At 58.0% G+C, this 15,531-nt stretch carries 14 protein-coding genes; 10 read left to right on the forward strand and 4 right to left on the reverse strand.

Going from position 1 to position 15,531, the window contains the following annotated elements; all coding sequences use genetic code 11:
• Positions 1–154 precede the first annotated feature (154 nt).
• Complete coding sequence (locus tag FJ145_17450) at positions 155–1,105, forward strand: isocitrate lyase/PEP mutase family protein (GenBank protein ID MBM4263202.1); 951 nt, start codon at positions 155–157, stop codon at positions 1,103–1,105.
• 22 nt (positions 1,106–1,127) lie between these two features.
• Complete coding sequence (locus tag FJ145_17455; protein ID MBM4263203.1) at positions 1,128–1,967, forward strand: phytanoyl-CoA dioxygenase family protein; 840 nt, start codon at positions 1,128–1,130, stop codon at positions 1,965–1,967.
• A gap of 11 nt (positions 1,968–1,978) precedes the next feature.
• Here FJ145_17455 and FJ145_17460 read toward each other — a convergent pair whose 3' ends face one another.
• The 3 genes from FJ145_17460 to FJ145_17470 form a co-directional block, all read right to left on the reverse strand.
• Positions 1,979–2,983, reverse strand: coding sequence for an extracellular solute-binding protein (locus tag FJ145_17460; protein MBM4263204.1), 1,005 nt, complete (start codon positions 2,981–2,983; stop codon positions 1,979–1,981).
• A gap of 128 nt (positions 2,984–3,111) precedes the next feature.
• Positions 3,112–4,230 (reverse strand): amidohydrolase, encoded by a 1,119-nt coding sequence (locus tag FJ145_17465; GenBank protein ID MBM4263205.1) that lies wholly within the window; start codon positions 4,228–4,230, stop codon positions 3,112–3,114.
• Between the two features lie 147 nt (positions 4,231–4,377).
• Positions 4,378–5,028, reverse strand: a complete 651-nt coding sequence (locus FJ145_17470) for a CBS domain-containing protein (protein MBM4263206.1) — start codon at positions 5,026–5,028, stop codon at positions 4,378–4,380.
• 169 nt (positions 5,029–5,197) lie between these two features.
• On the opposite strand from FJ145_17470, the gene FJ145_17475 reads away from it, so the two are divergent.
• From FJ145_17475 to FJ145_17490, 4 genes are all read left to right on the forward strand, one after another.
• Positions 5,198–6,097: a TAXI family TRAP transporter solute-binding subunit gene (locus tag FJ145_17475; protein ID MBM4263207.1), complete on the forward strand. Its 900-nt coding sequence runs from the start codon at positions 5,198–5,200 to the stop codon at positions 6,095–6,097.
• Positions 6,098–6,482: 385 nt separating this feature from the next.
• Positions 6,483–7,169, forward strand: coding sequence for a hypothetical protein (locus FJ145_17480; GenBank protein MBM4263208.1), 687 nt, complete (start codon positions 6,483–6,485; stop codon positions 7,167–7,169).
• A 137-nt stretch (positions 7,170–7,306) separates the two neighbouring features.
• The gene (locus FJ145_17485; protein ID MBM4263209.1) at positions 7,307–7,936 is read left to right on the forward strand and encodes a cysteine hydrolase; all 630 of its coding nucleotides are present in this window, start codon (positions 7,307–7,309) and stop codon (positions 7,934–7,936) included.
• A gap of 30 nt (positions 7,937–7,966) precedes the next feature.
• Positions 7,967–9,043 carry a hypothetical protein gene (locus FJ145_17490; protein MBM4263210.1) on the forward strand — a complete coding sequence of 359 codons (1,077 nt, stop codon included), beginning with the start codon at positions 7,967–7,969 and terminating at the stop codon, positions 9,041–9,043.
• A gap of 84 nt (positions 9,044–9,127) precedes the next feature.
• Here FJ145_17490 and FJ145_17495 read toward each other — a convergent pair whose 3' ends face one another.
• Entirely contained in the window at positions 9,128–10,162 is a 1,035-nt protein-coding gene (locus FJ145_17495) for a hypothetical protein (GenBank protein MBM4263211.1), read from the reverse strand.
• Positions 10,163–10,868: 706 nt separating this feature from the next.
• Here FJ145_17495 and FJ145_17500 point away from each other — a divergent pair.
• From FJ145_17500 to FJ145_17515, 4 genes are all read left to right on the forward strand, one after another.
• A complete protein-coding gene (locus FJ145_17500) occupies positions 10,869–11,819 on the forward strand; it encodes a kelch-like protein (protein MBM4263212.1) in 951 nt (316 codons plus the stop codon).
• Positions 11,810–12,184 carry a hypothetical protein gene (locus FJ145_17505; GenBank protein MBM4263213.1) on the forward strand — a complete coding sequence of 125 codons (375 nt, stop codon included), beginning with the start codon at positions 11,810–11,812 and terminating at the stop codon, positions 12,182–12,184. The genes FJ145_17500 and FJ145_17505 overlap by 10 nt, the downstream gene beginning before the upstream one ends.
• Positions 12,185–12,288: 104 nt before the next feature.
• Complete coding sequence (locus FJ145_17510) at positions 12,289–13,644, forward strand: hypothetical protein (GenBank protein MBM4263214.1); 1,356 nt, start codon at positions 12,289–12,291, stop codon at positions 13,642–13,644.
• A gap of 482 nt (positions 13,645–14,126) precedes the next feature.
• A complete protein-coding gene (locus tag FJ145_17515) occupies positions 14,127–15,293 on the forward strand; it encodes a DUF3500 domain-containing protein (GenBank protein MBM4263215.1) in 1,167 nt (388 codons plus the stop codon).
• The last annotated feature ends 238 nt before the right edge of the window (positions 15,294–15,531 follow it).

Below are 15,531 nucleotides of genomic sequence, written 5' to 3' on the forward strand. Positions count from 1 at the left end.
ATCGCAGGTCGTCAAGAGTTCGACGCTTCAATACCGTACGCACTACTGTTTTTTTAGTAGGCATGGCGAAATAGGCTCCGTGAGTGCGCGCGTCGCGTTCGTTGGAGGACCAGGGTTTCTAAACCGGGTCGCTTTGTGATATCGAACGGCGATCATGGCGACGAAAAGTACCACCCGTTTGCAATCACTGTTAAAACGTCCCGAGCTGCTGGTCATGTCCGGCGGTTTCAGTCCGCTCCACGCGCGTATGTCGGAGACCACCGGCTACGAAGCTTTTTTCATGTCGGGCTCCCAAGTGGCCGCCTACGTTTATGGCTATCCCGATGTTGGCCTCCTGGGTTTGAACGAAATGGTCGAAGCGGTGCGGCGCATCACCAACGTGGTCGAGATGCCGATTTTCGCCGATGCGGACACGGGCTATGGCAACGCGGTGAATGTCTACTACACCGTGCAGGCCTACATCCGCGCCGGCGCGGCGGGGCTGCACATCGAAGATCAGGAAGCGCCGAAGAAATCCGGCACCCTGGCGGGCCGCCGCTTGATTTCCGTTGACGAAGCGGTGGGCAAATACAAAGCGGCGGTGGCAGCGAAAAAAGAATTGGACGGCGACTTCGTTGTTTGTGCGCGCTGCGACTCCGTCGGTTCCGAAGGCGGTGGATTTGAAGATGCCGTCAAACGCGGCATTGCCTATGCCAAAGACGCCGGCGTCGATTGTGTCTGGATGAATACCATGACCAAACGCGAGGAGATCGCCGAGGCGTGCAAACGCATTCCCGCGCCGGTGATTGCGCCGTATTATGGCCCCAAGCCGTCGCCGACTTTTGCAGAGTTTCAAAGTCTTGGCGTAGCGGCTGTGCTCTATCCGAGCCTAACCACGGCGAACGGGCTGCAGTCGACCTGGGAGGTGCTGCACGAAATGAAGGAACGCGGCCCGGCGGTGCTCGACGAGTGGAACAAGAAAGCGAACGCGAGCAAATACGGCATAGTGCCGCGCACGCAGGATCCGATTCTGCCGTCGAACAAAATCAAAAAACTCGAAGATGATTTTATTCCGAAAGAGCTGCAGCGCGATTACGACAAGACCTTCGGGCATAACCGGCATTGATGGTGGATAGGGAGGTTGTCAAATGGCGGAGGTCATTCTGAGCGGAGCAGATCGCAAGCAGTTTGATGAGTTCGGGTATTTGACATTCGATACCGATCTGCCAAACGCAATTCTGGAACAAGCGATCAAAGATTTTCGCCCCTATTGGGCAGGTAAAATCACTATTGGGGTCAACCAGGCTGATGCCGGACGGGTGCAGGACGGCTGGTGCGTCAGCGACGCCTGTCTGCAGATCGCTACCTGGCCGGCGGTGTTGTCGGTGTTGCGGCAACTGTACGGTCGCAAGACGAAACCGTTTCAGACACTTAACTTTCCTGCCGGGACGGAACAATCGGCTCACTCAGATGCGATTCATTTTAACAGCGAGCCTTTTGGCCTGATGTGCGGTGTTTGGGTTGCTCTAGAAGACGTCGGCGCGAGTCAGGGTCCACTGATCTACTACCCCGGATCGCACAGATTGCCCGAAACCAACTTCCCTGATCTCGGGTTGGCGCCTGACCCAGCCAGTTACCCGGCCTATGAACGATGCATGCAAAAGCTAATCTGGGAACGTCAGCTGAAACCCGCTTACGGGCTCATCAAAAAAGGGCAGGCCTTCATTTGGGCGGCTAATTTGCTGCACGGCGGGTCGGCGCGCCAGGACAAATCCAGCAGCCGTCACTCCCAAGTGACCCATTACTACCTTGACGGGGCCAAGCCTTGGCGACCGATGTTTAGCAAGACCGAGAGAGTTTATTTTGAGCCGGACTGGATTTCACCGGAAGCCGCACAGGCCGCAAGGCGACGCATTGCTAAAGAACGCCGGGAACTCTTCATTCGACGAACCAAAGATGCCATCAACCGTATGCTGGGCAGAGATTGACGAGCTCGCTGCTACTTCAAAAATATCTTCTGATACTCCTGGCCCTTTTGTTTGAACTCGTTGGCATCGAAGTCGTCCATTTCCACACCTTGAACCTTATCGGCATCGGGCACGGGTGGGTGAATGCCTCTACGGGTGACGAACTCGCCGGCTTTGGCGAGGAGGCGCGCGCTTTCTTCGCTTAGAAAGAAATCGATCAGCGCTTTGCCGCCATTGGGGCGCGGCGCCTTGTGGCTCAAGTTCAAATACTGTCCGGTGCTCAAGAACTTGCCTAAGCGCACATAGTCGACCGGCGCGCCTTTTTCGCCGTAGGTGACGACGTAGCGGATCAGCGAAATCGCAATCGGTGTCTCACCGGTGGCAACGCGCTCGGCCGATGGCGCGAAGGATTCCACCAGCGCTGGCTTGGCGGCGCCGAGATCGCGAATAAACTTCTCGGCTTTCTCTTTACCCATGATTTTGTAGAGGCTCGCGACCCATTGCAGCGTGGTCGTGTGCTGCGTTGGGTCGGGCATGACGAACTTGCCGCGGTACTTGGGATTCAACAAATCTTCAAGCGACTTCGGCGCATCGGCCGGTTTGATCAACCCTTTGTTGTAGAAGATGCCAATGGGCGCGTGGCGGTAAGAGACGCCGAGGTCCGGATCGATCACGTCTTTGGGAAAGAACGCTGCGGCAGGGGAATTGTACTTGGCGAATATGCCTTCTTTGTGCATCACCGTCGTCGCGCCGCTGTTGTTAACCATGACATCGAACAGGTTTTTGCCGGCGCGCAGCTCGGTGAGCGCGCGGTCCATGGCTTTAGTCGCCGAGGCGCGCCAATATTCGACCTGCAGGCCGGTCTTTTTCGTAAATGCCTCGATGATCGGTTCGGCGGTATTGGTCTCCATCGAGCCGTAGGCGATGATTTTGCCGCTTTCTTTCTTCGCCGCTTCGATGAGCTTGGCATCTTGAGCATGGGCGAAGGTTACGGCGAACAGAGTTAGTACTGAAGCGAAGACGCTATACCGTGGCATAAATGAGTCTCCAGAAATGGCTCCGGGATAGAGGATTGAGAATAGAAGATGGCGAAATTCTATCCTCGATCCTCCATCCTCGCTTTTTTGCCCTTCGTGCTTTTCCTGTCCTTCGTGATGAGTCAATCCTACATCCGGATCAAATTGATCGCATTGTCTTCGAGAATCAATTTTTTCTGTCGCGCCGAGACATCCGGCCGCTCGCGGATGCCGCTGACTGTATTCGGGAAAGTCGAATCGAAGTGCGGATAGTCCGTCGCCATCAAGACGTGGGTCTCGCCGACTTCGGCAAGCGCCAGCGGCAGCCACTTTTCGTCGGATTCACAGGTGATGTAGCAATTGCGCTTGACGTAATCCGACGGCAGGGCGTTTAGTTGCGGGCACATGCCGGCGTCTTTGATGACCTCGTAGTCGTCATCCATGCGATGCATCCAGAAGACCAGAAATTCTGCTGTCACTTCGAAGAAAACCACTTTAAGCTTTGGGAATTTCTCGAACACGCCGCCCAACACCATGGCGCACAAAGGTGCCACGCAGTTTAGCGGCCGGCCGAGAATGTGCATGGGGAAGAAATTGCTTTGCCGATTGATCAACGTCCCGGGCGCGCCGAGGGTGCTCGGATGGCAAAAGAGTGGAATGTCCATCTCCTGCGCCGCTTGGTAGAACGGGAAAAACGCCGGGTCGTCCATTTGCCTGTCTAGCGTATAGCTGACTAGATGGGCGACTTTGCAGCCCAAATCTTTGACGCAGTGGCGCAGCTCATCGGCCATCGCCTCCGGGCAGCCGGCGGGGATCATCGCCACCGGCGAGAGCTTGTCACGGTGTCCGGCTACCAGTTCATGCGCCCAGTCGTTGTACGAGCGGGCCACCGCAGCGCCCAACGGGCCGGGGTTTTGCGAGGGAATTTCGATCGACGTCGGAAAAATAAACTGATAGTCGAGGCCCTCTCTGGCGTTGTCTTTGAGGCGGTATTCCATGTCGTAGCCGCCCTGCTGCCAACGCATCACTTCGTTGCCCCGTTGATTGGCTTCGGGATTGTAAAAAACTTGATGGGTCACCGGTTTCTTGAAATTTGCGTTGGCAATCGGGTCTTCCATCGGCGAGAGGTTGTGCTCAAACTTGGAGTAGAAAAATTTGCCGTCGCCGATACGCTTGGGTGAGTATTTCGCGAAAGGTTCGGGGAGTCGGTAAATCTCGTCCAGAAGCCAACCGTCGCGCAGGTGGGAGTCCAAATCGATAATCGCCATAAGAGCTTCTCCTTCGGCTTTGGTTTGGCCCGAAGCTATTACAGCGCGGTGAGGTGAGTCAAGGCTGTGGGAAAGTCAAGGATGGAGGATCGAGGACGGAAGATGGCGCCGCGCCAACCATCGTCTATCCTCTATGCTCGTTTCGTTTTAGCGCTCGACGCTGACGAGGCGGTAGCCGAGCTTGGCGATGTCGGGGAGAAAGCCCGGCGGGATGCGGCCGTCGAAACGAAAGATCGACAGGTCGGTGCCTCGCAGGCGATTCTCACGAAAGCAGAGCATGCTCAATATCGTGACGCGGCGATCTTGGCAGAGCCGGATGATGGCTGGCGCCGGATTGTCCAGGGCGTTGGACTCGATCATGATTCTCGTGCCGCCGCTCTTGGCGGCGGTGACGCTGATCAGCGCTTCGAAAACATCGGACTCGGTGATGATGCCGGCGAGGCGGTTTTCCCTCAGCACCGGCAGCGCGCCGATTCGGTTGACGTGAAGAGTCCGCGCGGCATCTTCGATGGTACAGTCGGGCGTAACGGTGATGACTTTTTTGGTCATGAGGCTAGCCACCGGGCGTGGCACAGACTCTTCGGTTACCTCGATCGAGAAGGGATTGAGGTCGCCGGGAAAACCGCGGGCGATGTCGTACTTGGCGACGATGCCGACCAAGCGATTGCCGGTGCCGGTCGACTCGACCACTGGGAAATGGCGAAACTTGCGCCGGCCCATTTCGACGGCGACGTAGGAGATAGTCGCATCCGGTGGGACGGTTATGACCTCGGGGTTCATCCACTTTTCGACAAACATCGTGCAGCGGGTCCTCTGAAAAGGTTGTTTGTGGTAAAATCGGCGAAGCCGAAGCAATCTTTAGGCTCTCGCCGCACGCCGGGATTTGCAGCCGGGGGCGCGCTTGTTGTAAGGAGTGGGCCGAACGGTAGGTACAAAGACGCGAAGACCAACGATTGGGAGATCGACAATGATGATTCGCATGGGTACATCCGAGCTGGGCGGGACGTTTTACACACAAGGCGCGGCGTTCGCAGAGCTATTTAATCGCGGCCGCGCTGACAACGACAAATGCGTGATTCAGACCAGCGATGCGAGCATTCACAATGCCGAGCAGCTCGATCGCGGCGAGTTGGAGTTCGGCTTTATGGCCTCGAACTGGATCGGCCGAGCCAAAGAGGGCAGCGCGCCTTTTCAAAGGAAAATCGCGCTGCGCATGGTAGCGCCGGCCAATCTCGGCCCGATGTTTTTCGTGAAATTGGCGGGCTCACCGATCAAAACGGTTGCCGACTTCGCCGGCAAGCGCATCGCCATTGGCACCAAGGGCAGCGGCATGGAGCAGCACGGCCAAACGATCTTCGGGGTGTTGGGCCTGTCCTACGACAGCTTTACGCCCGTCTACATGAGTTTTGTCGAAGGCGCCAAAGCATTGGTTGCGGGCGAGATTGACGCGCAGTTCCAGCCGCCGATCCCGAACAAAGTCATGACCGATCTGAGTGAGCGCGCCGATGTGCGCGTGGTGCCCTATGCGCCGGGGCAGCTCGAAAAGCTGCTCGCCGATGTGCCTTTCTATCGGCGCGCGACCATGGCAAAGAACGTGTTTCGCGGCGTGGTCGAAGATGCCGCGCAGATAGGCGTTATCAACGTGCTGGTGACCCACGAAAGAATCGCCAACGCCGTCGTGCGTGACATGGCCGCGGCGATCGTTGGCGGTCTCGATCGGCTGCCGCAAATGAATCCGCTGTTCAAAGGAACCCAAGATCTATTCGAACCTATGCGCGCCGCTGGAGCCGCAGCCTTCGAGTTTGGCGGCGTTCGGCTCCACGAGGGAGCTTTGGCCGCCTATCATGAGGCGGGCTATCTAAAGTGACGCAAATCAGAAAATATTCCTATTTGCCTTTGTCCATGCTCAGGCAGCCGCCGATCCGGCGGATTTGCCCGAAGGGCATGCGCAATTCCAATGATTATTTGAACCCTTTGGTAAAACTTACGCCATCCATCCTGCGGTACGGAAGCTGCGTTAGTGGCCGGTTGACCTTCATGGGCCGGTCTGGACAACGCAACCCAAAAAGGATAGGAGCATGGCGAAGTCGGAGAAAAAATCTAGCGATCGGGAAAGTTTTTGGCGGGCGATTTTCAACCAGAGTCGAGTAAACGGCGCCGCCTATAGAGGTGATTACTTGCCAGCGCACAGTTGGATATGGCCAAGAGGGACATTCCTACAGCGCCGACTGCGTTCTCTTAGAGCGCAACAGTTGGAAGACGCAGTAGAACAAGCCTTGCCAGGGAGCGAAGAGCTAGTCGCCGCTGCGGAAAAGTTTGACCGTGCGGTCTCGCCGCTTCATTTGGTCAAGGAGACGCGCAGTGGGGCTCACGAATACAGCGGGGAGGAGAGTGGTCCGCCGCGCGACTCTGCCTCTCGGACAAACCGCGGGGAACGTCCCCGCCAATCGCCGACTCAGGCGTTGCTCGGTCTCGAACGTGAGCGCTGGGCGCGTGTTAGCAACGGTGCCACGGAGCATGTAGAGATCGACGAGAAATCAGTGCAAGCAGCGTTGCACAAAGAAAACATGGAGAAATTCCAGCGAACGCTGCTACAGTCTGGTGCATGGGTGCGCGCCACTGGTTCTGAAGCAGAAGAGCTGCCGGTGGCTGCGAGCCGAGAAGTTTCCGAGCCGGTAAATAGGGCAAACAGCGCTGCGATAAAACAGGCTCAACGGGCTGCTGCTCCAGTTGAAGCAGAGCCTGCAAATTCGGCGCTGCTGGCCCACCAGGCGGCTGCGCCGGTCAACAACAGGAAAGTTGAACCGACGGTTCCGCCATCGGCGAGTCGCGCCGCGTCTTCAGCAGCACCGCAACCGATCGCTCAAAGCCAATCGGAGCTTGCCGGTTGGGATGATATTGACGAACGCCTCCTCTGGCTGGCCAAGCCTTCTTCCTAAAATTCTTCCGGGCTCGATTGCTCACTTGGACAATTTGCCTGCGGGGCTGATCGCCCGCAGGAAAAATTTTTTGTTTGTTGACACACCCAAGTCCGGCTGTATATACCAACTCCAGCCGACTAACGGAGGAGTTGTTCATGGCCGAGAGCCAAGGTCGTGGGGCGGATCGCTGGCCGATGACGGCGAAAAATACCGCTCTGATTGTCGTCGATATGCAGAACATCTGGGTGCATCCGCGCGGCGCGCGCTATCTGCCGAGCTCGGAAGACATCGTGCCGAAGATCCAACAACTCCTGAGCTTTTGCCATGCGCGCCAGATGCCGGTGATCTATCTGCACACCACCAAGCGCAGAGATATGGCCGATGTCGGCATTTTCGCCGACATCAAGCCGGCGACCCACGATGCCGACAACGAATGGAATAATTTTGAAGGCACGGTCGGCGCAGAGATCTACGAACCGGTGAAACCGACCGGTGCCGATATTCTCGTTAAGAAGTTTCGCTACAGCGGCTTTTACGGCACGCAGTTGGAGAATCTCCTGCGCGCCATGGGACGCGACACCATCGCCATCACCGGCGTGGCGACCAACGTCTGCTGCGATTCGACGGCGCGCGATGGCGCCATGCGCGATTTCAAGGTGGTTTTTCTTTCCGATTGCAACGCCTCTTTCTCGCAAGAGGAACAAGAGGCCACGTTGAAAAATTTCGATAAGCATTTCGGTGTGGTGATGGATTCCAAGGCCTTAATGACGCGCATCGATGGCTGAGGATAGAGCAAGGAGTACTGGAGTGTTGGAATGATCGGTTTTCAAAAGTCGTTTATGAAACGGTTCTTGGTTTGTCGCTGGGCAATGGTCGCTTTGTTGTCGGGGCGCGCGTTTGCGGGTCAGGCCGACTACGACGAAAAAGCCGTGGCGAATTTTTATCGCGGCAAGACCGTAACGATACTCGTCGGCCACTCCGCCGGCGGCGGGTTCGATACCTATGCCCGGGTGATCTCACGCCATTTGGGCAAGCATATTCCAGGTAATCCGAATATTTTGGTCAACAACATGCCCGGAGCCGGGACGCTCATTTCGGCCAACTACACCTTTAACCAGGCGCCCAAGGACGGCACGCTGATCAACTCCTTCGACGGTGGCATCGTGCCCTCGCAAATCTACGGCGCTAAGTCGGTGCAGTTCGATTTGGCTAAGTTCAACTACATCGGCGCGCCGGATTTTTTCAAGTACATCATGGCGGTGACCCGCAAACCCGGCATTGCCAAGATGGAAGACTTCATTTCCGGCGGCAAGCAAGTGGTGATCGGCGCGGTGCCCAACACCGGCATTCAACACGCGGCCGCGTTGATGCGCGAGGTCTTTGGCGCCAACGTCAAGGTAGTCAACGGTTTCAAAGGCACAGCGGAGATTCGCCTGGCGATGAAATCCGGCGAAGTGGATAGCGTCGTGACTGGCTGGGAGTCTTTGCGAGTGACCAACATGAAAGACTTTGAAACCAATGAATGGCTGGTGCTGTCACAATGGGTCGAAGAGCCGATCACTGACTTGCCGCAGAAAAACGTCCCGTCGATCTACCAGTTTGCGCGCAATGAAGATGAGAAACAGCTATTCAGAATGGGCTTGATCAAGCCCAACAGCTATGCGCGCCCCTACGTTTTGCCACCCGGTGTGCCGCAGGATCGGGTGCGCGCCATCGAAGCGGCGTTTCAGAAAACCCTGCGTGACCCAGAGCTGGTCGCCGAGGCGGACAAAACCCGACTCTCGCTCGGTCCCATTTCGGGCGCGCAACTGCGCAGCATGATCATCGACGGCTTGTCGATGCCGCCCAAATTGAAAGAGAAGCTGCGGCCGATGTTGGCGCCGGGGAGTTAGAAAACGATCGAGGATGGAGGATAGAAGATTGAGGCTCGAAATAGCTCGTCCTCCATTCTTCCTCTGCGATCCTCTATTTTCATTCTAGCGTTTCGCCACAGCGGTCTTCTTCGTCGCATTCTTTTCGATCCAGGCGATCAGCCAATCGGCCACTTGTAGGTTGTTCACATCCATCATCATCATGTGCGTGTTGCCGCGCACGCCTTGCTCGTAGGTGGCGAGAAACGTCGCTTTGCCACTGGCCGCGTTAACGTCGGCGACCGCCTTGCGGCATTCTTTGTCGCCGTTCCAGTCGTGATCGCCGGCAACGTTCACCCACGGCACTTTGGCCATGATGGCGATTTGCTCGGCATTCAAATCGCAGCCGCTCCGTCCTTCGACATTGATCAACCCCGCGACTAAGTCTGGGCGAGCCAGCGCGGTTAACGTGCCGTAGATCCCCGACTGCGAATGCACCATCAGCACCGCCGGTCCGACTCTTTTCAGCAGCTCGACCAGGGCGTCGACCGTTTTGCGCGGCGGTTGTGGCAGCGTGGCCTCGGTGTTGGGCACGAGCTGCGCCATGTATTGGTCGATATATTCTTTGGGAAATTTCGAGTCGGGCCACCATTCATCCGGCTTGGGGCCAAAACGAAATATGCTCCAGGCGCGCTCGTAGGTAAATTGGATGATGCCGCCCTTGGGAATCAGCAGGGGATCTTTTTTGCTTTCGGCGTTGTTGATCGGTGCCGGACTCCAACCTGAGCGGGCGCGGCCGACCTGATCGACGACGTAAACGGCGTAACCTTTGCGCAGGAAATGTTGTTTCCATCCGTCGCGTCCATCCGGTGTGGTGTCGTAGGTCTTGCCGGTGTGGCCGGAGCCATGCACCATGATCACCGGCCAGGCATTGGTCTTTTGTATCTGTGGGATCGCGTATTCGACATACATTTGATTGGCGACGACGCGACCGCCGGGGTTGCCGCCGCCGGGATTGTCGGTGCGCACGACCTCGCCGTTGACGAAAAAGCTGCCGGCTTCTCTGAGGACTGGCGGCGGTGTGGCATTGGCCCCGGTGGCACCGAGTGCCACGAGCGTTGTTAGCGCGAGTGATTTGGTGATCTTGGACTTCTTAGCCATACGACGAGATCCTCCCTAGGCCCAATTTCGGCCTAGGGATATCTCATCGCGCGGTCGCCGACAAGGAGACAATTGGCAAAGAGAGCTAGTTCTTGCTACTGAGCCCTTTGCGTCTTCATGCGTGGCCGTGGGCTTCTCGGTGGGCTTGTGCTTTCGCTTCGGCGTCCTCGCGCTCTTCCCTATCGAGTAACCAAAAGTTCGCGGCGATCAAACCGCCAATGCACAGCCCCGTTCCTTCTAAAGTCTGAGAAACTTTCTCGTTGTCAGAAAGGGAAGGCCGCCGTCATCTGTGGAGTAAACCGAAACGAGCAGATGAACTTTCCGGGGTCGTCGGGACGGGATGTGAAGGCAGTTGAGCTGGGTAACGCGGGAGACCTTGTTTGTCGCGGGTGATGGCCGCAGGGGCTCGGTGTAAGGACTTTGCTGCGCTCAGTTGTGCTGCGGACGTGGGGTAAGAGCGGCGCGTGCGGGAGTTGGATTTTAATTGCGGCGTCCGAAGTCTGTTTACGGTTCGTGTCGGATTGACAGACCGGTCTGCCATCCTTTACTCTCCATTTCGTTTGAGTGCCCTTGTGAATCCAAAACGACCTCAAGACGCCGTAACGCGGCGGCGCAACGGCAAGGAGACGGTATCGATATGGCCAATATCTTGGGAAGTCTCGCGTTGAATTTTTCCGCCCTCATGCTCGGACTGGCGGCGGTTGTTATGTGTGGCGCGCCGGCGGCGGCGCAGACGAAGCCGGCGACGGAGTGGGGAAAGCGCGCGCCTCTGGTCCAGCCGAACTCGGAAATGGCGGTGGCCGAGCTGGGCGGCAAAATTTATGTCATCGGCGGCTACCCGTCCGACCGGGTCAGCGTAAATGTGGTTCAGGTCTACGACATCAAGTCGGATAGCTGGCGGCTGACGACACCCTATCCGACGACCATCAACCACGCTTCGGCGGTGGGGATCAACGGGATGCTTTACGTCATCGGCGGGCAGACCAACGCCGGCACCCAGACCGAGGAGTCGCGCTACGTGACGGCGGTCTACGCCTATGATCCAAAGACGGAAAAGTGGCTGCCGCGGGCGCCGATGCCGACGGCGCGAAGCGCCATGGCCCATGACGTGATCGACGGCAAGATTTACGTCGCCGGCGGCCGTCCGCCGCGGGGCCACGATTTCGCGGCGTACGACCCGAAGGCGGACCGGTGGACCGTCCTTCCCGAATTGCCGACGGCGCGCAATCACATGGCGGCGGCGGCGATCGACGGCAAACTGTATGTGGTTGGGGGACGCTTCGGCGGCGGCTTTCGCAGCGAGATCACTGCGGTGAACGAAATGTTCGACCCGAATGCCAACAAATGGATTCCCAAACGGCCCATGTCGGAGTCCCGCAGCGGCCACAACGGCATCGTCGTCTACGGCTGTTTTCACACCTTCGGCGGCGAACATCCGACGGCCGGTCCATCGGGAGTGTTCCCCCATCATGAAGTTTACAACGCGAAAACCGACCGCTGGACTCGTTTTTCGGACATGCCGATCCCGGTTCATGGAGTGACGGGACTGGTCTACGCCAACGGCTGGATTTACTTGCCCGGCGGCGGCACCGAGATGGGCGGCAGCAGCGGCAGCACGCATCATCAGGTCGTTCGCCCCGGCCTGAAATGCGACTGACGGCGCGCCTCGTCGCGCTTGCGCTGGTCTTTGCCGGCGGCTTCGGTTGGGCTGCTATTTCGGCGGAGGTAGGGCAAAAACAGGTCGTCGCAATCACCCTCAAGGGCGGCAAGGTCCACGGACAGACGGAGATGTCGGGAGGTCTGCCTGTGGTGCGCGTGCGGCGCGGACAAGAGGTCGTGCTGCGCTGGCGCTCCGACATCGACATGATCGTTCACCTGCACGGTTACGATATTGAAACGCGGGTGAAGCCGGACCACGAAGCGATGACCGAGTTTGTCGCGCGCGCGGCCGGGCGGTTCCCCGTGGAGCGCCACGCCAAATTCGGACACACGACGCTGCTGTACCTCGAAGTTCGACCTTAATTCGGCCGATGAGACCGAAGGCTTTCGCGCCCATCATCGCCGTCGGTCTTTTGCCGATCGCTTCCTCGCCGGCGGCGGCGCATGCCTTCCTTCGGCGCTACGATTTGCCGCTGCCGCTCTGGCACTACCTGATCGGCGCCGGTTTCGTTATCGCGCTGACTTTTGTCTTTCTCGCGATCTTTCGCGCGGAGCGCTCCGCGGGTTTCACTCGAGGAATCGACCTTTCCCATACCGCGCTCGGCCGATTTCTGATCCGGTCTTCGCTTCGAAGAGGGCTGGCCTGGGGGTCGGTCTCCCTGTTTTTCTTCGTTGTTGCTGCGGGAGTTTTCGGCACCCAGGAAGACCCGTTCAAGAACATCCTGCCGGTGTTTATCTGGGTTATCTGGTGGGTCGGCTTTGCATTTCTCTGCGCCCTGGCGGGTAACGTCTGGCCGGCGGTGAACCCGTGGGCGGCCGTCGGACGCGGCGCGGAAGCCGCGATCGGCCGAGTATCGACGCGGCCCCTGCCGGCGGCGATCGGCGTCTGGCCGGCAACGATTTTATTCTTCGGCTTTGCATGGGCGGAACTCGTCTGGCCCGACAATGCTCAACCGGGAAAGCTCGCCGGTGCAATTTTGGTCTATAGCGCGATCACCTGGAGCGCCATGGCGCTCTACGGCACGGAGCGGTGGCTTGGTTGCGGCGAGACTTTTTCGCTCCTTTTCGAATGGCTCGGGCGGTTCGCGCCTTTGGGAGTGGGGCCGGGCGGGCGCGCCGTCTTGCGCCATTACGGCGCGGGTTTGCTCGATGAGGGCAAGGTCTCGAGTTCCATGATTGTGTTTATCGTCACCGTGCTCGTCACGGTTAGCTTCGACGGATTTCTCCACACGCCGCCGTGGAGTCAGCTTTTCAGCGCCGCCTTCAGCGCCTCCTACGATCTGGGATTGATCGATCTATTGGGAAACGTGGGCGCGCGCACGCTGATCGTCACCGCCGGGCTGATGGCGGCCCCGCTGCTCTTTCTTGCCGTGTTTCTGGCGGTGTGCGCGACGACGGCCGCGCTTTTGGCTGAGCCGCGCCGCGGCCGCCCGCGGGCGATGGCGATCGCCGGCCTCTACGCACCGACTTTGATTCCGATTGCGATCGCCTACCACCTTGCCCATTATCTTTCGCTGCTGCTCATCGAAGGGCAGCGCGTTGTCGCGCTCGTCTCCGACCCCTTCGGCATCGGCTGGAATCTCTTCGGCACCGCGGCTCTGGTGCCGGACATCGCGGTCGTCGACGCGCGCTTCCTGTGGCTGTTCTCGGTGGCCGCCGTTGTCGCCGGCCACGCCATCTCGGTGATCCTATGCCACATCATCGCGCTTCGGAACTGCGATGACCGCAAACAGGCGATCGTTTCGCAGCTGCCGATGCTCGCGCTGATGATCGGTTACACCATGCTGAGCTTGTGGGTTTTGGCCCAGCCGATCGTCGATTGATTGCATGGCTCTTTTAGCATCGACCGTGGTACGCTTAACGGCTGAAACGCGATTTGCTTGACGCTCCCTAACCTAGCCGATATTCGCCGGGCCACTTCTATGGATCAGGAAATCATTGCTCGATTGAAGCAGCGGAAGAGTATGACAAAAAGGGCAGCAAAAACCCGACGTCTTTTCCTCGAAACGTTCGACATGGCGACCGCCTTTCGTCCCCGATGAAGAGTTTTTCCAAAGTAGCACTCACCACTTGTAAGGTTTACATCTGGTTCCCGGGGTTTCCCTGAGCGGGATTGTGCAGGACTTGGGCGCTAGCTATGCTATCTTCATAGTAACTGAAGCCTGAGGTAAACTTAGCTTACTAACGAGCCGTCCAATGATAAGACCCGTGCTGGGGGGAACGCTAAGTGGATCTTTATTGTGAAGATGAATCGCTAATCCATGCCGTCCATGACGCTATCGGCCGGCGCGAATTTCTCGGCTTAATGATCGCTGCATCCCTGTTTCCGGCGCACGCTTTCGCTGAAACGCCGGAGGAGATGCGCGCGCGGTTTCGCAAACAGTCGGCAGAGGCAGAACGGCGTGGGCTAGCAGAGCCGTTCAAGGGAATCACCAGCGACGGCAAAGTTGTCGACGGGCTTTTTCCGATCAAGCCGACCGGGGTCTCCACGGCAGCGGCACGAGCGGCGGCGGAGCAATTCCTCAGCTCATTGACGACGGAGCAGCGCGGGAAAGTTATGTTGCCGACCGACGACCCCGAGTGGCGCAAGTGGATGAACCAACATTTTTACCAACGCCAAGGCATAAGCTTTCGGGAGATGACGGCGTCACAGCGCAACGCGGCCTTCACGCTCCTGGGCGCTTCGCTCAGCGCCAAGGGCGTGCGCCTGACGCGCGACATCATGCGCCTCAACGAGACGCTCGGCGAGCTTACCGGCGACCGCGAGTTTTTTGGCGAGGGGCTTTATTTTATCACCATCATGGGCAAACCCTCGGCGAGCGAACCCTGGGGTTGGCAGTTCGACGGCCACCATGGGGTGATCAACTATTTCGCCCTTGGCGATCAGGTGGTGATGACTCCCTATTTCGCCGGCTCCGAGCCGGTAATCGCTGCGTCGGGCAAGTATCAGGGCACGGCAATCCTGCAAGAAGAGCAGACGCAAGGTCTGAAGCTGATTCAAACGTTGGATGACGCGCAGAGGCAAAAGGCGATTCTCAATGTCTCGAAGACCGGCAACAACGCATTGGCGGAAGCCTTCAAAGACAACCTAGTGCTGGACTACGCCGGCATTCGCGCCGCCGATTTGCCAACCCGCCACCAACAGCAAATGCTCGATCTTGCCGGCCTCTACGTCGGCAATATGGACGAAGGCCATGCCAAGATCAGAATGGACGAGATCAAGCGCCATCTCGACGCGACTTATTTCGCCTGGATCGGCGGCACCGAGTCAGACAGCGTGTTTTACTATCGCATCCACAGCCCGGTGGTCCTCATCGAGTTCGACCACCAGCGACCCTTCGCGCTGCGCGGTAGCCAGCCAACACGCGAGCATATCCACACCGTGATGCGCACACCCAACGGCAACGACTACGGCAACGACTACGGCAAGGATCTACTGCGCCAGCACTATCTCAAGAGCCACAGCCGCTAATAGTGTTTCCAATGGTGCGAAAAGTTGGTGCTCCCGCGTTCGACGCAATTGCGAAGTAAACTAAGTCGTCGTCGAGAACGTCTAAATTTTAGCGCAAGAATTGCTACTAGAAGAAGGGAGCCGTTGTCAATAGGTGTGTAAAAAGATACTAGGCGGCGACCCTCATCTCTTTGCCATTGTCATACTTCGTCCCGCGCGCTACTTTTCCGACAAGCTGTGGTGCGTTCAGTTTGCGGAA

Source organism: Deltaproteobacteria bacterium, from assembly GCA_016874755.1.
Classification (GTDB): domain Bacteria; phylum Desulfobacterota; class Binatia; order UBA9968; family UBA9968; genus DP-20.